The sequence below is a fragment of the Pseudonocardia halophobica genome, from assembly GCF_050948485.1.
Taxonomy (GTDB): domain Bacteria; phylum Actinomycetota; class Actinomycetes; order Mycobacteriales; family Pseudonocardiaceae; genus Pseudonocardia; species Pseudonocardia halophobica.
In genome coordinates this window covers 6028083-6045256 of the sequence record NZ_CP192046.1, presented here as the reverse complement: position 1 = coordinate 6045256, position 17174 = coordinate 6028083, and the positions used below count along the sequence as shown (strand labels likewise).

The window sequence follows — 17174 nt, the reverse complement described above, 5'->3', positions numbered from 1 at the left end:
GTCCGACTGGGCGCCTCACCAGGGTCGATAGACGTGGGCGCGCTCAGCGACCCGCACCACCAGTACGAGGGGGCGGCCTCATCGAGCCCGGCCGAGGACTCGATAATCGCTGGCGGGCGCTGCGATAGTCACTGAGCTCGCCGAGCGGCTTGCTTGGACGTTCTCAGAATGACCTTGCCGGCTGGCGGTGGCAGATCAGGGCGCACGCGAGTTGGGGCAGGCCGAGGTGGATGTCGGCGCGGCGTTCGTAGCCGGTGCGGAGGCGTGTGAACGCGCGTAGCCAGGCGAAGCCGTGCTCGACGACTCAGCGGATCTTGCCCAGCCCCGAGCCGTGCGAGGCACCGCGCCGGGCGATCCGCCGGGTGATCCCACGCTGGCGCAGCAGCCGGCGGTACTTGTCGAAGTCGTAGCCGCGGTCGGCGTAGAGCGCGCGGAGCTTGCGCCGGGTGCGCCTCGGGTGCCGCGGATCGGCGGGATCGCGTCGAGCAGCGGCAACAGCTGGGTGACGTCGTGGCGGCTGCCGCCGGTCAGGGTGATTGCGAGCGGGAGGCCGTGCCCGTCGACGATCAGGTGGTGCTTGGAGCCTGGGTGGCCGCGGTGACCGGGGCGGCGCGACATGGTCCCTTTGAGCGCGTGCATGTGCGAGGCGTCGAGCGCCATCCGGTCCAGGTCGGGCAGCCCGGTGGCGCGCAGCTGGGCGAGCAGCAGCTCGTGTAGGGCCGGCCATACCCCGCCTCGGTCCCGCACCCGCCGCCAGCAGGTCCCCGGAGCAGCCGAGCATCGCGGCGGGTAGCTACTTCGTCCTGAAGAATGCCTCGTTGCGCTGCTAGTTCCAGGTGATCCCGGTGCGCAGCACGTGGACGATCCCGGTCAGCGTGAGCCGGTCGTCCACCGGCAGCCGCCCGGGGACCGGCGCCGCCGCGGTGGTCGTGCGGGCAGTAGCGGTGCGACCCGCTCCCACAACGGGTCCGGAACAAGATCCTCCACCACGGGGCCGACAGCCTGGCCGAGATCAGCTTTCCTCCACAGCAGACACGCCGAGATCATCCTGGAACGAGCTCTTAGCCGCGAGGGTTTGTCGGCCAATGCGCCGATGATGAACTCGATGATCTCGGCCGCCACCTTGCTCGGCAGCCGGTGCGGACTGCGGCGAACCTCGCTGCTGATCTCGACTCGTTACGGTCGTTCGGCGTTTCCCGGGGGCGAATCGCCCGTACCGGGGCTCATCTTGGCGGCGTCCGAACTCTGCGCGCAGATCCTCACCGGTGCCGGTGTCGCCAGCCGCCTGCTCGCTCTCGGCCGTGGCGATTGGGTCGCGGATGCCGGGCTGGGAGAGCTGATATGGGGCCCCTGTTGTCAAGTGGGCAGGGGTGGTTGGCCACGATGCAGCAGCGTCGTGGCTGCTCATACAGGTTTCCGGAGCCGGTTGAGCAGGTATTCGGGCCGGTGAGAGCCGGTCGTGGAGAGGCTGTCGCGTCGACGCGCGGTCAGGCTGATATGCGCGGGTTGGTTACCGCATGACCGGGTGTTCGTCGGGAACGGCCGCGTCTCTAGGGGCGAGCGTCGCCACCGCGATCATGCTGCGGCGGTGCTCATAGCTGTGCCGCGGATCGTTCCTCGCACTTGCCCCTCACGACCGGCCCTCACCGGTGTTCCGGGGGGACCGGCCGAGTTCAGCCCAGCCGGGTGGCCGCGTGGTCCGGGTCGTCGAGCACAGCCAGGCTCCAGCACCAGCCGGCGAGTTCGCGGGCCACGGCGACCGCGCTGACCGTGGGGCGCTTGTGGCGGGCATCCAGGCGGGCCCAGCGCCGGTGCAGCCGCCGGTTGCCCTGATCGGCCCGGGCCCAGACCGCCGGCGGCTGGTGAGCTCGGCGGCGGAGCAGTTCGCGGCTGGGCCGGTAGCGTTTGCGGTGATGCCAGGCCGCCTCGATCAACAACCGGCGGGCGTGGCTGTTCCCGGTCTTGGTGATCCCGCCCTGGACCCGCCGGGTCCCGGTCGACGACTCGGACGGGACCAGCCCCGAGGTAGGACCCGATCGTCGCGCCGGTGAACCGGCGCCAGTGCCGATCTCCACGGCCAGCCCGAACCCGGTCGACGTGGCCACCCCGCGCAGGCAGCACAGCCGGCCCACGGCCGGCGCGAACGCCGGCTCGGCGGCCATCGCCTCGATCGCGCGGTCGAGCCGGTCGCGGCGGGCCTGGGTGCTCAGCACGGCCTCGTAGGCCTCGTCGAAAGCGAGCTGCACTCCGGTCCGGTCGAAGTGCAGCGACCGCAGCCACGCGTCGTGGGCGCCGGTCCAGGCACTGTGGTCCCAGACCAGGCCGTGGCGCAGCAGCAGCTCGGACAGCCGGTGCCGGGCCCGCATCAGATCCCCGCGGGCGTCCTCGCGGGCCCGCACCAGATCCCGGGCGGCCTCCTCGGTCTCGGTCGGCACCCGGATCCCGGATAGCTCCCCGATCCGCAGAGCCGGGCCAACCGCTCGGCGTCGCGCCGGTCGGTCTTGACCTTGTCCCCGGGCGGGCGCTCGAGCTTGGACGGGGCCACCACCTCGCACCGGATCCCCGCCGCGTTCAACGCTCTGGCCCGGTCGGGCCGGCCTCATAGCTGACCGCGACCGGCCCCGGCAACCCCCTGATCCAGTCGACGATCTGCAGGGTCTTCGGCGACAACCGCAACGTTCGGATCTCCCCGGCCTGGTCGTCGATCGCGCACGCGACCACCGAGCGGGCGTGGACATCCAGGCCAACACACGTACGCTCCGACAGCACCGGCGCCTCCCGTAAATGCGGCACCGCCACCGGCCGTGACGGTGACCCGCGCCAACTCACGAGCGAGGCGCCGGCCCCTCATACGGTCCAGCGAGGCGGCTTCAGGGATGACAGCGGTGTGGGCGCCTCGTGATTCAGCTGTCGATCAGCTTCGACGGGCCAGGTAGCTCATCAGCGCGACCGTCATCGCGGAGGCGCCGGTGCGGAAGGTGGGTTCCGGGACGGGGGCGAAGGTGCTGGCGTGGTTGCCGGGGATGACCTTGCTCAACGTCCCGTCGGCCTCTGCGCGGCGGTAGGTGTCGGGGTCGAAGCCGCCCCAGATCCAGTACAGATAGGGAGCCCCGAGAGCTCGGGGGATGTCGCTGAAGTCCTCGCTCACGGTTGAGGGCTTCATGAGGATGGCCTCGTTGCCGAAGTGCTCGGTGAATGCCGCCGAGACCTTCTCGTAGGCGTCCAGGCTGTTCTCGGTGAGCGGGAAGGCGTTGGTGTAGTCGAACTCCGGTGGTGCAGGGGACCCGGAGGCCTCGCACTCGGCTTTGACGATCCGCTCGATGGCGTCCCGGAGCTGCTGGCGGGTGCGGTCGTCGTACGCCCTGAGGTTCAGCAGCAGTGTCGCGGTCTCGGGGATCACGTTGCTCTTGCTGCCGGACTGGAAGCTGCCGACGGTCACGATGCCGAAGTGGCCGGGTGGCAGCTCGCGGGAGACAATCGCGTTCAGCCGCATCACGACCGCGCTGCCGAGCAGAATCGGGTCGATCCCGTAGTGCGGCATGGATCCGTGGGTCCCGCGGCCGTGCAGGGTGATCCGGATGCTGTCGGCGGCGGAGAGAGCGGCGCCGGGGCGGGAGGCGACGGTGTCGTGGGGGAGACCTATGACGTGCTGTCCGAGCGCGACGTCCGGTTTCGGGATCACGTCGGCAAGGCCGTCCTCGACCATCGTGCGGGCGCCGGTGCCGAGCTCCTCGGCGGGCTGGAAGAGGGCGATGAACGTCCCGGACCACGCGTCCCGGTGGTCGGCCATGAGCTGCGCTGCCGCCAGCAGGCAGGTCACGTGCATGTCGTGACCGCACGCATGCATCACCGGTGTCTGGTGCCCGGTGGAGTCCGTACCGGTGGCGGTGGACGCGTATGGCAGCCCGGTGGCCTCGCGGACCGGGAGCGCGTCCATGTCGGCCCGCGCCAGAACCGTCGGGCCGTCGCCGTTGTGCAGGACCCCGACCAGCCCGGTGCCGCCGATGCCGGTGTGTACGTCGTACCCGAGGTGGCTGAGCCGGTCGCTGACGAGCCCCGCGGTTCTGACCTCCTGGAAGCTCAGCTCCGGATGGCGATGGAGGTCCTGGTAGAAGTCGAGGTGCCAGGGCTGGATCGTGTCCAGCTCGGCGAGAAGGTCAGCGGCGGTCATGATCGGTCCTCTCCCCGGCGATGCGCGCCGGACAAGCGACGTCAAGCGTGCTGGCAAGGCCCGTACCCATAATGCCGGGCTTGATCCGACCCAGCGACTCTCCGCAGCAGGGGATGGCTCCCTTCTCGGTCCGTTTCCCGGAGCCGGGACCAGGTGCCTCGCGCGTGTGAAGTCAGCAACCGTCGACGCCGCCGGGATCCCGGGCGCCCGACAGGTCGCCGCGACGGCTGAGGGTTGGCGCGGCGACCGACGACATCATGGTGGGGGACCGGGGAGTGCTGAGTTCGCCCGCTGCGGAGCAGGTTGGGCCCGATCATGGCGCAGACATCTTGCCTGCCAACGGTGACCAGGAGCCGGCGGAGGTTGCTCGCGTGGGTGCTCGGGCCAGAGCCTCGTCCCGCGCCTGCGCGGCGGTGTGGGCCAGGAGGGCGATGCCGATCCCGGTCTCGGTGAGGGCAGGCGCCGCGCGACGCGGTACTTGACCGCGGCGGCGTCCCGAGCCGACAGGCGCTCGACGAGCATCGCCCCTGGGGCCATCGCCCATGGCGAGGACGATGTGCTGGGGGTGATCTGGTGTAGATCCTCGATGAACGTAGGCCGTTGCTGCGCATCCTCTAGACGCCGTGCAGGCGTAGGCCCCAGCAGGGTGCGGACGGATTCGCAGTGACGGGGCGTCAACCTGGATCTGCTCAGGGCTGTGTGCCGGCTGACGGGAACCGGGGCTCGCGCTTTTCGCGCAGCGCCTTCGCGCCCTCGACGACGTCGGGGCCCATGAAGCAGAGCATCTCGTAGGCCGCGGACTGGTCGAAGGTCGGTCCGGCGGCCCGCAGCCAGCTGTTCAGGGAGCGCTTGGTGAGCCGGATGGCGTGTTGGGCTCCGGTGGCCAGGACCTGGGCGACCCGCAGCGACTCGCCGAGCACCTGGTCGCGCGGCAGCGCCTTGGCAACCATCCCGAGCCGCTCGGCCTCGGCCCCGGTGACCATCTCGCCGGTGAGCAGGTAGTAGCGGGCTTTGGCCATCCCGGCCAGCAGCGGCCAGATGATCGCGGCGTGGTCCCCGGCGGACACCCCGAGCTTGACGTGGCCGTCGCCAAGCCGGGCGTCCTCGGCGCAGATGGCGATGTCAGCCAGCAGCGCGACCACCACGCCGGCGCCGACCGCGACCCCATTGATCGCCGAGACGATGGGCTTCTCGCAGTTGATGATGTTGTAGACGAGGTCGCTCATCTCGCTGAGCATGTGTGAGACCCGCTCGTGGTCGCCGGCCATGCGCTCGACCATCGCCAGGTCCCCACCGGCGGAGAACGCCTTGCCGGCGCCGGTGATCACCGCGACACGTGTGTGGGGATCGGTGGAGACATCGCGCCACACGCGGGCGAGCTCACCGTGGAGCTGCTCGTCGGTGGCGTTGTACTTCTCGGGCCGGTTGATGGTGATCAGCAGGACGCCGTTGTCGTGGCGCTCGAAGGCCAGCTGATGGTAGTCGGAGAAGTTCATCTGCGGCGTGGTCCTCTCGTAGCTGGTGTCGAAACGGTCAGACTGTCCCGAACGGCCCCACGGTGCGCTACGACCACCTGCCGTCCGGCACCGGGGAGTACAACACCCTGATCCCCTACAGATGACCGGTCGTTGGTGGCCGGAGTTCTCCGAGCAGCATGGCCTGAGGGCGGTCAGGACCCTGGAACGCGGGGCCCGCTTCTCAAGGAAGGCTCGAGCCTCTCGACGACGAGACCGCTTCGGCTGGTTGCCGTCCATCCCGGTGCGGATCGCCAGCTTGGCCAGTCGGACCGCCCGCCGTCCTTCGAAAGGACGTTGGCAGCGAGCGCCGCGCGGCTGCCGCGGCGCGCTGCCGCCGAGTGTGGATCTCGTCGAGCCCGATCCTGGACCGCCAGCACGGCGAATTCGGGGTGACCGAGCTCGAGCCGATGCTGCGGGCGCTCGGCGCTCGGCGCTCGGCTCCGATCCGGCCGCGGTCAACGAGCAGGTCGCGCTGTTCGTGATGATCGAGACCGCGACGGGTATGGAGAACGCCGCGGAGATCGCGTCGGTGCCCGGCGTCGACGGGATCTTCGTCGGACCCGCGGACCTGGCGCTCATGATGGGGCTGCAGCCTGAGGTCAAGGCTCCGACGCCCGGGGTCGAGGACGCGCTCAACAAGGTCGCGGGGATCTCTGTCGAGCCCAGCATCGTCGCAGGGCTCGCTGGAGGCACGGAACGGAATACGCACGGCTAGGGTTCCGTCCTGACCGTCGGCAACGACCGGGCACTGCTCTCAGCGGGACGGGAGAAGGTCGAGGCAGCACGCCGGGTGGCGGCCTGATCGCGTTCCCGTCCCACGAACATCGGCGCCTTGCGGGCGAGGTTGGCGGCGATGCCGATGGGGCAGCCCTCTGTCTTCCACAGACGTGCCGGCTCGGCCAGATCGTGTTCGCTGGCGCGGGTCACCTCGTTCGGAGCGGTCCGGCGCGCGCAGGACTGGGCGGAGGCTCAAGGGCCGTCGAAGCCGCCCCCGTGGGGCTGCCTGGCGGCTCTTCGGCTGTCGTCGGGCCTGGCCGTGCTCGTGGAACCACATGTGGCACGAACATGGGTCGCGAGGGGCGCTGCGTGCAGAGTGGCGATGCTCTGGCGGTCGAGGTGACGGGCGCCTGGACCGGTAACCGTGACGTGCTCTGACCGTCAGCCGCGCTGAAGCACGGCCCGATGGCCTTGTCCGGAGCACGTGGAGCGACGCGGGCCGCGAACGAAGGACAACGTCGACTCCTCGATGTGGGTTCACGCACCGTGGACCGAGCGCCTGCGCCTTGGCGAGCGATTCCTTGATCGAAGATCGGCATCACCCACCGGTCCGTAAACATCGTGGTGAAGGCCACCGGGCCGGTGTAGCCGAGGTCGGCGGCGACCTGGGCGACGGGGCGGCCTGCGGCGGGCTCGGGAAGGACGTGCAGGGCGCTGGCGCGGCGGCGCCACATCGCCAGGCCCGTCCCGGTCTGGGCGGTGAAGCGGCGGTGCAGGTCGTGTCGCCGCCTCCCGGCCCCAGCTCGTGCGCAAGGGACGAGGTGTGGACCACGCCCACACGACAGATGCAGCTCAGGCAGTCGGAATAGGCGAGCCCTTATGGCCTCCTCGGCAAGTTCGTCTTGGACTGATGGCGCTCGGACTTCCTACTGTCGTCGCCATGCCGGACGAGGAGGTTCGTCAATGAATCCGCTGCTGGGCGACAATGCCCTCAAGCTGGGGTTGTTCTGCACGAACGGGCGTGGTGCCTCCCAGACCCTGGTCCCCGAGGCCCACACTGCCAGCTGGGACTTCTCGCTCCGCACCGCTCGGGCGGCGGACGCGGCGGGTTTCGAGGCGGTGGTCCCCTTCGCGCGGTGGAAGGGCTATCCGGAGAATCGGCCGCAGCACTCGTCCGGGGCCGTGATGGATCCGTTCACCTGGGCCGCGGGGATCGCCGCAGCGACGGAGCGGATCGGGGTCTTCGCGACCTCCCACGCCCCGACGGTGCATCCGATCGTCGCTGCCAAGCAGGCGGCCACAGTGGATCTCATCTCCGGCGGGCGCTTCGCGCTCAACGTCGTCGGTGGGTGGAACAAGCCGGAGCTGGAGATGTTCGGCGCGCCGCTGCGTGAGCACGACGAGCGCTACGACCACCTGCAGGAGTGGCTCGAGGTGATCCGGCGGCTGTGGGCTGAGACCGAGGAGTTCGACTTCCACGGCCGGTTCTTCGACGTCGTGGGTGGGGTCTCGCTGCCCAAGCCGGCACAGCCCCGGATTCCGATCATGAACGCCGGCGGGTCGCCGCGTGGTATGCGGTTCGCTGCCGAGCACGCCGACCTGTGCTTCGTGATCGTGCAGTCCGAGGACGAGGCGGGGGTGCGCAAGCAGGTCACGGACTACAAGCGCATGGCCCGCGAGGACTTCGGGCGTGAGGTGCAGGTCTGGACCCACACGGTGGTCGTCCAGCGGGACGACCAGGCCGCGGCCGAGGCCTACCTGCGGCGGTTCTCGGTCGAGTACGAGGACACCGAGAGCGTCGACGCCTGGATGCGCCTGCAGGGCGCGAACACCCAGCTCATGCCACCGGAGATCCTGGCGATGATGCGGCAGCGGTTCGCCGCGGGCGCGGGCGGCTTCCCACTCGTCGGCACCGCGGAGACGATCGCGGAGCGGCTGGAGATGCTCAGCGCCGCGGGCATCGACGGCGCGCTGTTGACCTGGGTGGACTACGACGCCGGCATCGCCGACTTCGTCCGCGACGTCGTGCCCCGGCTGGAGAAGGCCGGCCTGCGGGCCCCGGTGACCGCGCCGTGAGGCTCGCTCGCTTCCGCCTGCCCACCGGCGCCCCCGCGTTCGGCGTGGTCGAGGGCGAGGTCGTGGCGCGGCTCGATCCCCGGATCTCGTCGTTCGAGGCTCTCCTCGGTGATCCCGTCGGCGCACAGCCCGCGGACGAGCGGATCCCAGTCGACCAGGTCACCTGGGAGCCTCCGATGCGTGAGGACGCCAAGATCCTCTGCGTCGGCATGAACTACGAAGCGCACGCCCGAGAGTCCGGTCGTGACGTGCCGGCGCAGCCCACGTTGTTCACGCGGTTCCCGGACTCCGTCGTGGGCGCGGGCACCCCGGTCGTCCGACCCGCGGGTGAGGAGAGCCTGGACTGGGAGGGCGAGGCCGCGATCGTGATCGGCCGGTCGGGGCGACGGATCGCCGAGGACCAGGCCTGGTCGCACGTCGCCGGCGTGACCTGCATGGCCGAGAACAGCGTCCGGGACTGGCAGGCGCACTCGGTGCAGGCCACGGCGGGCAAGAACTGGGCGGGCAGCGGGGCCCTCGGCCCCTGGCTGACGACGTTGGACGAGATCGGCCGAGGGCCGTGGCGGGTGACCACCCGGCTCAACGGCGAGCAGGCCCAGGACGACACCACCGCGAACCTGGTCTTCGACGTCCCGCGGCTGGTGGCCTACGTCAGCACCTTCACACTGCTCCGCGCGGGCGACGTCATCGCGACCGGGACGCCGAAGGGCATCGGCCTGCGCCGACGGCCACCCCGGTTCCTGCGGCCGGGTGACCGGCTGGAGGTCGAGGTCCACGGGGTGGGCGTGCTGCGCCACGGGGTCGTCGACGAGCCGGTGGCGGCCGAGATGGGAGGAGCACGATGAGGGTCTGGTCGGAACAGGAGGTCCGGGCGGAGATCGGGGTGCGGGCGGTCATCGACTCGCTGACCGACGTGCTCGGCCACGAGTCCCGCGGCGGAGCCTGGAACATCGACAAGACGATGGCGACCTGGCCCGCCGAACCGACGGCGGGCAGCGCCCACGCCCTCGGCGCCGTGGATCTGGAGTCCGATCTGGCGCTGTTCAAGACCTGGGTGAACACCCCGGCCGGGGCGAGCGCGCTGATGACACTCTTCTCGGCCACGGACGGACGCACCCTCGGTGTGGCCGAGGCGGGCGCGGCGGGTGCGTTGCGCACCGCGGCGATCTCGGGGATCGCCACCCGGTTCCTCGCCGATCCCGCGGCCGACGAGTTCGCCGTGCTCGGCGCGGGACGCCAGGCGTTCCGGCAGGTGGAGAGCGTATCCATGGTTCGGGAGCTGCGTCGGGTCCGGGTGTGGAACCGCACGCGGGAGAATGCGGAGGCGCTGGCCGACCAGGTGCGAGCGCAGCTGGGGCTCGATGCCGTCGTGGCGCCGGACGTGGCTGCGGCAACCACCGACTGCCCGATCGTCACACTGATCACCCGCGCGACCGAACCCTTCCTCCGCGCCGGCCACCTGGCCTCCGGAGCGCACCTCAACGCGGTCGGCGCGATCCTGCCCGGCAATGCGGAGTTCGAGTCGGACGTGCTCGCGGCGTCGGCGCTGACCGTCGTCGACAGCGAGCCCAACGCGCAACGCGGCTCGCGTGAGCTGCGGGAGTTCTACGGCGAGGACTGGGCGGCCGTGCACACGCTCGGCGACGTCGTCGTCGGCAAGGTCACGCGGCCGGAGCGGCCGCGCTGCACGGTGTTCAAGGGGATGGGGATGGGGCTGTCCGATCTGGCGGTGGCGCGAGTGCTCGTGGGCGGTGTCCGGTGAAGTTCCGCAGCGACCCGGCACGGATCCGGGGGTCGATCGCACCGGTGATCACGCCGTTCACCGATGACGGGGACCTCGACCTCGACTCCTTGCGGCGGCTCGTCCGCTGGCAGCTGGAGTCCGGCTCGCACGGCGTCTCGATCGGGGGCTCGACCGGGGAGCCGGGAGCCCAGACCGCCGCGGAGCGGATCGCCGCGATCCGCGCGGTGGCCGAGGAGGTGGACGACGCCGTCCCCTTCCTGCCCGGTACCGGTTCGGCGAAGCTGGACGAGACGATGGAGATCACCGGGGCGGCGCGGGACGCGGGTGCGGACGCCGCGCTCGTGATCACCCCGTACTACGCCCGTCCGACCCAGGACGCGCTGGTCACGTGGTACGCGACGATCGCCCGCGAGTTTCCGGACCTGCCGATCGTGATCTACAACGTGCCCTCCCGGACGGCGGTGGACGTCGCGCCGGAGACGGTCGCGCGGCTGTTCGCCGAGCACGACAACCTGGTCGGGATCAAGGAGACGACGAAGGACTTCGAGCACTTCTCCCGCGTGCTGCATCTGTGCGGCAGGGAGCTGCTCGTCTGGTCCGGGATCGAGCTGCTCGGGCTGCCGCTGCTCGCCCTGGGCGGGGCGGGGTTCATCAGCGCCGTCGCCAACCTCGCCCCGGTCGCGGTTGCGCAGATGTACCAGGCCTGGGAAGCAGGCGACCAGGAGAGGGCCCGCGAGCTGCACTACGGCCTGCATCCGCTCGTCGACCTGCTGTTCGTGGAGACCAACCCGGCCCCGGCCAAGTGGGTCCTCCAGCGGCACGGGCGGATCGCCTCCTCCCACGTCCGACCGCCGCTGCTTCCGCTCTCGCCCGCGGGCGAGCCCCGGGTCCGCGTCCTGCTCGACCAGGGCGCACACCTGCTCGACACCTGCTGACCGGTCCTCAGGGAGCTGACGATGACGACCGCCCCCACCACCGCCCCCGACCCGCTCACCGCGTTCGCCGATCCCGACTGGCTGGCCGGCGACCGGACCGAGGTCTACCGCACACTCCGGGACGACTTCCCGGTCCTGCAGGCCGGTCCCACCCGCATCGTCTCGCGCCACGCCGACGCCGAGACCGTGCTGCGCGATCCCGCCGGGCGAATGCAGGCGCCCGGCACGGACCTTCCCGCCTGGTTCCCGGCCGGGCCCGCGGCCCGCCGGCTGCGCGCCAACATGGTGCAGACGGACGGCGAGGTACACCGACGGCTCCGCGGGATCGTCGCGCCGCTGTTCACCGCACGCCGCTCGGAGGAGCTGCGAACGGCCGCGGCCGCCGAGGTGGCCGCCGAGCTGGACCGGATCCTGGTCGACGGGCAGCCGTTCGACGCCGTCGCGGAGTTCGCCGCACGCATCCCCCGCGGGGTGCTGCGGCTGCTCATCGGCATGCCGGACGAGGACTGGGCGCTCATGTCGGACACCCAGGTCGAGTTCCTGATGATCTTCTCGCCGTTCCCGTTGGAGCCCGCCCAGCAGGCCCGGCTCGACCAGGTCTCCCAGTTCTACTTCGACTACTTCGACGGGTTCCTCGGCCGCACCACCCGGCCCACTCCGCTGGTCGAGCGGCTGCTCGTCGCCGAGTCCGAGGGCCGGCTGAGCCATGACGAGGTGCTCTCGCTGATGCACACCGTGCTCGACGCGGGCTTCGAGACGACCCGCACGTCACTCGGCAACCTGGTGGAGTACCTCGCCGCGCGACCGGAACTCCTCCAGGCCGCTCGGCGCGACCCCGCGACCCGCGTCGGCATCCGCGAGGAGCTGCTCCGGCTCCGCGCACCGGTGCAGGTGGCGAACCGCATACCCGTGGAGGACGTCGTGACCTCCGACGGCAGCGTGCTCCCCGCCGGCGAGCAGGTCCTGGTCGTGGTCGGCGCGGCCAACACCGACGAACGGGCGTTCCCGGATCCGTACCGGATGGACCCGGACCGGCCGAACGCCTCCCGCCATCTCGCCTTCGGGATGGGCCTGCACCACTGCCTCGGCGCGCCGCTCGCCCGGATCCAACTCGCAGAGACGCTCGCCGGTCTGGCCGACCGGGTGAGTGCGATCGACCTCGATGGGGAGGCCGAGCGTCACCCGTCCCTCATCTTCCCGTCCTTGACGTCGCTGCCCGTGCGGTTCGGTGCGCGATGACTGCAGCCACACGGACCTCCCCGAGCGCTCGCCGGGTCGCGTTCGCCGGCCTCGTCGGCACCACCATCGAGTGGTACGACTTCTTCATCTACGGCACCGCGGCCGCGTTGGTGTTCGCGCCGCAGTTCTTCCCGGGTGCCTCGCCGGTCGCCGGGACCATCGCCGCGCTGTCCACCTACGCCGTCGGGTTCGTCGCCCGGCCGGTCGGGGGAGCGGTGATGGGGCACTTCGGGGACCGGATCGGGCGACGCAGCATGCTCGTCCTGTCGCTGCTGATCATGGGCGTGGGCACGGCGTTGATCGGTGTCCTGCCGACCTACGCCTCGATCGGGATTGCCGCGCCGATCCTGCTCGTGGTCCTCCGGTTCGCCCAGGGTCTCGGCGTCGGCGGGGAGTGGGGCGGCGCCACGCTGCTCGCCCTCGAACACGCACCGCCGAACCGTCGCGTCGTCTACAGCTCCTTCCCCCAGCTCGGCCTACCGCTCGGGGTCGTGCTCGCGAGCCTGGTGTTCCTCCTGACCCGCCTCACGCTGTCCGAGGCCGGCTTCGCCGCCTGGGGATGGCGGGTCCCGTTCCTGGCCTCCGCCGTTCTGGTCGCGTTCGGTCTGGTCCTTCGGCTGAAGCTGGACGAGAGCCCGGAGTTCCGCCAGGTCCGCACCCGGCAGGAGGTCCGCCGGGCGCCGCTGGCCGAGGTCCTGCGGGCCCCCCGGGTGCTCCTGTCCGCCTCAGGGCTCAACCTGATCGGCTCCGGGCTGGGCAACGTCGTGCTCGTCTTCACGCTGAGCTACGTCGCCGCGGAGCAGCTGGTGCCCGCCTCGGCCATGCTGGCGATCTCCATCGGCACGGCACTGGCCTGGGCCGCCGCCATCACCGTGTCGGCCTTGCTGGCCGAGCGGTACGGCAGACGGACCCTCCTGATCGTCGGCTCCGGCCTGCTGACGGTCTGGGCGTTCCCGTACTTCTGGCTGCTCGACACCGGCTCGGTCGGCGCGTCCACGCTGGCATGCGTGGTCTCCGGCATCGGGATCGGGCTGGCCACCGGGCCCTACGGCGCCTTCCTGACCGAGGCCTATCCCGTCGCGGTCCGCTACAGCGGATCCTCGGTGGCCTACGCGATCGGCGGTGTCCTCGGCGGCGCCCTGTCCCCGATCGTCGCCACCGTCCTGTACGGGGCCACCGGCGCCGCCACGGCCGTGTCGGCCTACCTCGTGTTCCTCGGGCTGCTGACCCTGCTGTGCGTCGTCACGCTGCGCAGTCCCCATCCGGCCGTCGCCCCGGCGACGACCAGCCGTCAACTCGAAGGGAACTCCTCATGAGCCTCACCGACGACCGTCCCGACACCGCCGCGCGCCTGGTCGACGTGAGCGACCGGCCCGCCGCCACGCCGCAGCCCTGGGACCCGATCAAGATCCCGCGCGCGCTGATCGAGTCGGAGATCGACCGGCTCGCCGCCGCGCCCCGCCCCGTCAACGGCCGGCGGGCGAGCCGGATCGTGCACCCCGCGGCCACCGCTCCCGGGCTGGGCCTCGCACCCGGGGTGTCCGTGACGATCGAGGTCCTCAAGCCAGGCGAGGAGACCGCGCCCCTGCGGGAGAACGCACACCGGGTCGAGATCGGCATCCGCGGCAGCGGCCGGATCACCGTGCAGGACGACGAGATCGCGCTCGCGCACCTCGACGTCGCCAACATCCCGTCCATGCAGGGCTTTCGGTTCCGCAACGACGGCGACGACGTGTGGGCCCGGCTGAGCTACTCCAATGCCCCTCTGCTGGAGAAGCTCGGCGTGCACTACGCCGAGGACCTGCCCGAGTCGTGGGAGCCCAAGCCGAGGACCTCCGACGCACCGGCCACCTACACCCGGGGCACCGCGCCGGACTTCGCCATCGGCGACGAGGGCGCGCGGCTGCGCGGCTACGAGTTCCTCGTGGACATCGAGGTCGTCGAGTCCCGGGCGCTGCACTGGCCGTGGGCCGAGGTCGGACAGCACCTCTCCCGGGAGCCGGGGGACGGCAAGCGCACGATCATGGCGCTCTACAACCCGGCGACCCAGCGGCGACAGGGTGCGACCCACAGCTTCTTCGTCACCGCATCCTTCATGCCCCCGGGTGCGCCGCCGCGCCGTCGCGGGCGCGGCCACCGGCACTCCTCCGTTGCGATCAACTACCACTTCGCGGGGCGTGGGGAGAGCGTCGTCGACGGCCGGACGATCGAGTGGGAGGCGGGCGACCTGCTGCTCTCGGCGCCGGGCTGGCTCGAGCACGCCCATTACCAGGGCCCCGAAGGGCTCGGCGTCTACACGGTCCAGGACCACCCGTTGCACATCGGCATGGAGTCGCTGGTGTGGCAGGAGCAGCTGGACGGGCCGGTGCTCGCTCTGGGCTCGGAGGAGGGGCAGACCGGGTTCGTCGGGCCGCGCGAGGCCGGAACGTGAGCACCATCGCCGACTCGACCGGGTTCGGCTTCGATCCCTACGATCCGGAGCTGACCGAGCCGGCCGTCTGGGACCGCTATCGCGCCGCACGGAACCTCGGCGGCACGGTGCGCGCACCGGACCGCGACGGGTTCTGGCTGGTCACGAGGTACGACGAGGTCCGGACGGCACTGCGCGATCCGGCCACGTTCTCCTCGGCGTCCGGGCACCGCATCCCCACCGACGGGACCAGGCGGGCGATACCGATCGACTTCGACCCGCCCCTGCACACCGCCTACCGGGCGCTGATGGCCGAGGCCCTGTCCCCTGCACGGGTCCGGGCGCTACGTCCCTTCCTCGCCGAGGTCGTGACCCGTCTCGTCGACGACTTCGCCGCGGCGGGAGGAGGGGACTTCGTCTCCGCAGTCGCCCTGCCACTGCCGCTGCAGGTGCTGACCGAGCTGGTCGGGTTCTCCGGGGAGACGGTGGCGCAGTTCCGCGCACTGACCGAGGAGCTGTGGAGCCGGTACGTCGACGCCGATCCCGCGGAGTCCCACCGGCGGCTGTGGGAGCTGATGCGTGCCGAGCTCGCCGACCATCGTGCCCGACCTCGGGACGACTTCGTCGGTTCGCTGCTGCACGCGGAGATCGAGGGTCGTCCGATCCGGGAGGACGAGCAGGTCGGGATCCTGGCGACCTTCGCCGTCGCGGGTCACGAGACGACGATGAACGCGGCAGCCACCCTGGCGTGGCTGCTGGTGGAACATCCCGAGGCCCAGGCCGCACTGCGGGCCGACCCCACGCGCGCCCGGGCGTTCGTGGAGGAGATGCTGCGCCACCGCAGCCCGGCGCAGAACTTCGCCCGGCGGGCCACGTGCCCCGCGCAGATCGGCGGGACCGCGGTGGCGGAGGGGGACGCGGTGCTGCTGTCCTTCGCCGCAGCCAACCGCGATCCGGAGCGCTTCCCGAACTCGGACCGGTTCGACCCCGACCGCGACGCCCGCGGACACCTCGCCTTCGGCTGGGGCATCCACCAGTGCATCGGTGCACCGCTGGCGCGCACCGAGCTCGTCCTGCTGCTCGAGGAGCTGGCGGCGAAACCGCCATTGCGCTCGGCCGGCCCGCCGGCCTGGAGCAACCTCCAGGGCGGCAACCATCTCGGCCTCACCCGCCTGCCACTGCGTTTCGAGGAGGAGACATGACCGACGTCGAGATCGACGAGACCGCCTGCTGCGGCTATGGCAACTGCCTGGTGGCGGCACCCGAGGTTTTCGACCTCCACGCCGACACCGGCATCGCCTTCCTGCGGCCCGGCCGTCCGATCGAGCCCGACCGCGACGCTGTGCGGGAGGCCGCAGCGGACTGCCCGGCGAGGGCCATCACGGTCCGCGGGTAACGGCGCGTCGTGAGCGCCCGAGCTCGCGCAGCGCCTCGATCGCCGCCGACTGCAGGGGGGAGAAGTACTTCGCCTCCCGGTGGTAGAGCCCGATGCCCTCGACCAGGTGCGCGTCCCGGATCCGGACGGCTCGCAGCCGTCCCGAAGCCAGGTCCGCGCGCATCGTGTACCCGACCGACAGGCTGACCCAGCCGTTCGCCGCCACAGCCTCCTTGATGGCCTCGGCGTGACCCAGCCGGATCACGGCCGGAAGTTCGGGGACGCCGTGCGCGCGGAGTTGCTCCACCAGCATCCGGTGGTAGGAGACGCCGGTCGGGACCCCGACGAGCGGGAGTCCCGCCAGCTCGGCGAGGGTCACCGAGTCCGAGTGGGGCGGGCCGTTCGGGCTGGCGCACACCACGATCGGCTCCTCCCAGAGCTTCTCGCCGACCAGCGCATCAGGCATCTCGCCCTCGATCCAGCTGGTCACGGCGAGGTCGACGGTGCCCCGCTGGGTCGCGCGGAGAGCGATCTCCGGTTCGCTGATCTGCACCGTGATGTCGGCCCCGGTCCGCTCGGCCCGCAACGCGGTCATGACCGGGGGTAGCAGGTACGTGCCGATGGCCATGCTCGCGGCCGCGACGAGCGAGCCGGCGGTCCCGGCGACCAGGTCGTCGACGTCTCGCTGGACCTGGACGCTGCTCGCCAGCACTTCCTTCGCCCATTGGTACACCCGCTCGCCCGCCTCGGTCAGCACCAGGCCGCCGCCGGACCGGACGAACAGAGTGGCTCCCAACGAGCGCTCCAACGACCGCAGTTGGCCGGACACGCTCGGCTGCGCCACCAGCAACTGCTCAGCTGCCCGCGTCACCCCACCCGCGTCCACGACCAGGCAGAACACGGACAAGCGACGCAACGTGATCGACTCGTCCATAGGGCGCACTCTATGCACACATCGCAGCACTCGCTAGGACCTTATGGCGCGCGCGT

15 protein-coding genes and 1 pseudogene are annotated in these 17174 nt (G+C 71.2%); 10 read left to right on the top strand and 6 right to left on the bottom strand.

Annotated features, from left to right (window positions below; all coding sequences use genetic code 11):
• Nucleotides 1-163: 163 nt before the first annotated feature.
• From ACQP04_RS28845 to ACQP04_RS28825, 5 genes and pseudogenes are all read right to left on the bottom strand, one after another.
• Nucleotides 164-990 (bottom strand): annotated as a pseudogene (locus tag ACQP04_RS28845) (IS5 family transposase).
• Between the two features lie 683 nt (nucleotides 991-1673).
• Complete coding sequence (locus ACQP04_RS28840) at nucleotides 1674-2435, bottom strand: transposase (RefSeq protein ID WP_433503681.1); 762 nt, start codon at nucleotides 2433-2435, stop codon at nucleotides 1674-1676.
• Between the two features lie 136 nt (nucleotides 2436-2571).
• Complete coding sequence (locus tag ACQP04_RS28835; protein WP_433503680.1) at nucleotides 2572-2799, bottom strand: hypothetical protein; 228 nt, start codon at nucleotides 2797-2799, stop codon at nucleotides 2572-2574.
• Between the two features lie 115 nt (nucleotides 2800-2914).
• Nucleotides 2915-4171: an amidohydrolase gene (locus ACQP04_RS28830; protein ID WP_433503679.1), complete on the bottom strand. Its 1257-nt coding sequence runs from the start codon at nucleotides 4169-4171 to the stop codon at nucleotides 2915-2917.
• 689 nt (nucleotides 4172-4860) lie between these two features.
• Nucleotides 4861-5667 carry an enoyl-CoA hydratase/isomerase family protein gene (locus tag ACQP04_RS28825; protein ID WP_433503678.1) on the bottom strand — a complete coding sequence of 269 codons (807 nt, stop codon included), beginning with the start codon at nucleotides 5665-5667 and terminating at the stop codon, nucleotides 4861-4863.
• A 121-nt stretch (nucleotides 5668-5788) separates the two neighbouring features.
• On the opposite strand from ACQP04_RS28825, the gene ACQP04_RS28820 reads away from it, so the two are divergent.
• The 10 genes from ACQP04_RS28820 to ACQP04_RS28775 all read left to right on the top strand — a co-directional run bounded on the left by ACQP04_RS28820 (nucleotide 5789) and on the right by ACQP04_RS28775 (nucleotide 16205).
• Nucleotides 5789-6403 carry an aldolase/citrate lyase family protein gene (locus tag ACQP04_RS28820; RefSeq protein ID WP_433503677.1) on the top strand — a complete coding sequence of 205 codons (615 nt, stop codon included), beginning with the start codon at nucleotides 5789-5791 and terminating at the stop codon, nucleotides 6401-6403.
• Nucleotides 6404-7368: 965 nt separating this feature from the next.
• Nucleotides 7369-8481, top strand: coding sequence for an LLM class flavin-dependent oxidoreductase (locus ACQP04_RS28815; protein ID WP_433503676.1), 1113 nt, complete (start codon nucleotides 7369-7371; stop codon nucleotides 8479-8481).
• A complete protein-coding gene (locus ACQP04_RS28810) occupies nucleotides 8478-9326 on the top strand; it encodes a fumarylacetoacetate hydrolase family protein (RefSeq protein ID WP_433503675.1) in 849 nt (282 codons plus the stop codon). The genes ACQP04_RS28815 and ACQP04_RS28810 overlap by 4 nt, the downstream gene beginning before the upstream one ends.
• A complete protein-coding gene (locus ACQP04_RS28805; protein ID WP_433503674.1) occupies nucleotides 9323-10243 on the top strand; it encodes an ornithine cyclodeaminase family protein in 921 nt (306 codons plus the stop codon). Before ACQP04_RS28810 ends, ACQP04_RS28805 begins: the two co-directional genes overlap by 4 nt.
• Nucleotides 10240-11160, top strand: a complete 921-nt coding sequence (dapA, locus tag ACQP04_RS28800; protein ID WP_433503673.1) for a 4-hydroxy-tetrahydrodipicolinate synthase — start codon at nucleotides 10240-10242, stop codon at nucleotides 11158-11160. Before ACQP04_RS28805 ends, dapA begins: the two co-directional genes overlap by 4 nt.
• A gap of 21 nt (nucleotides 11161-11181) precedes the next feature.
• A complete protein-coding gene (locus ACQP04_RS28795; RefSeq protein WP_433503672.1) occupies nucleotides 11182-12399 on the top strand; it encodes a cytochrome P450 in 1218 nt (405 codons plus the stop codon).
• The gene (locus ACQP04_RS28790; RefSeq protein WP_433503671.1) at nucleotides 12396-13715 is read left to right on the top strand and encodes an MFS transporter; all 1320 of its coding nucleotides are present in this window, start codon (nucleotides 12396-12398) and stop codon (nucleotides 13713-13715) included. Before ACQP04_RS28795 ends, ACQP04_RS28790 begins: the two co-directional genes overlap by 4 nt.
• Nucleotides 13712-14830 carry a hypothetical protein gene (locus ACQP04_RS28785; protein ID WP_433503670.1) on the top strand — a complete coding sequence of 373 codons (1119 nt, stop codon included), beginning with the start codon at nucleotides 13712-13714 and terminating at the stop codon, nucleotides 14828-14830. The genes ACQP04_RS28790 and ACQP04_RS28785 overlap by 4 nt, the downstream gene beginning before the upstream one ends.
• Entirely contained in the window at nucleotides 14827-16011 is a 1185-nt protein-coding gene (locus ACQP04_RS28780) for a cytochrome P450 (RefSeq protein ID WP_433503669.1), read from the top strand. The genes ACQP04_RS28785 and ACQP04_RS28780 overlap by 4 nt, the downstream gene beginning before the upstream one ends.
• Entirely contained in the window at nucleotides 16008-16205 is a 198-nt protein-coding gene (locus tag ACQP04_RS28775) for a ferredoxin (RefSeq protein ID WP_433503668.1), read from the top strand. The genes ACQP04_RS28780 and ACQP04_RS28775 overlap by 4 nt, the downstream gene beginning before the upstream one ends.
• Here the strand turns inward: ACQP04_RS28775 and ACQP04_RS28770 are convergent.
• On the bottom strand, nucleotides 16189-17118 hold the full coding sequence (locus ACQP04_RS28770) for a LysR family transcriptional regulator (protein WP_433503667.1): 930 nt from the start codon (nucleotides 17116-17118) through the stop codon (nucleotides 16189-16191). The genes ACQP04_RS28775 and ACQP04_RS28770 overlap by 17 nt on opposite strands.
• Between the last annotated feature and the right edge of the window lie 56 nt (nucleotides 17119-17174).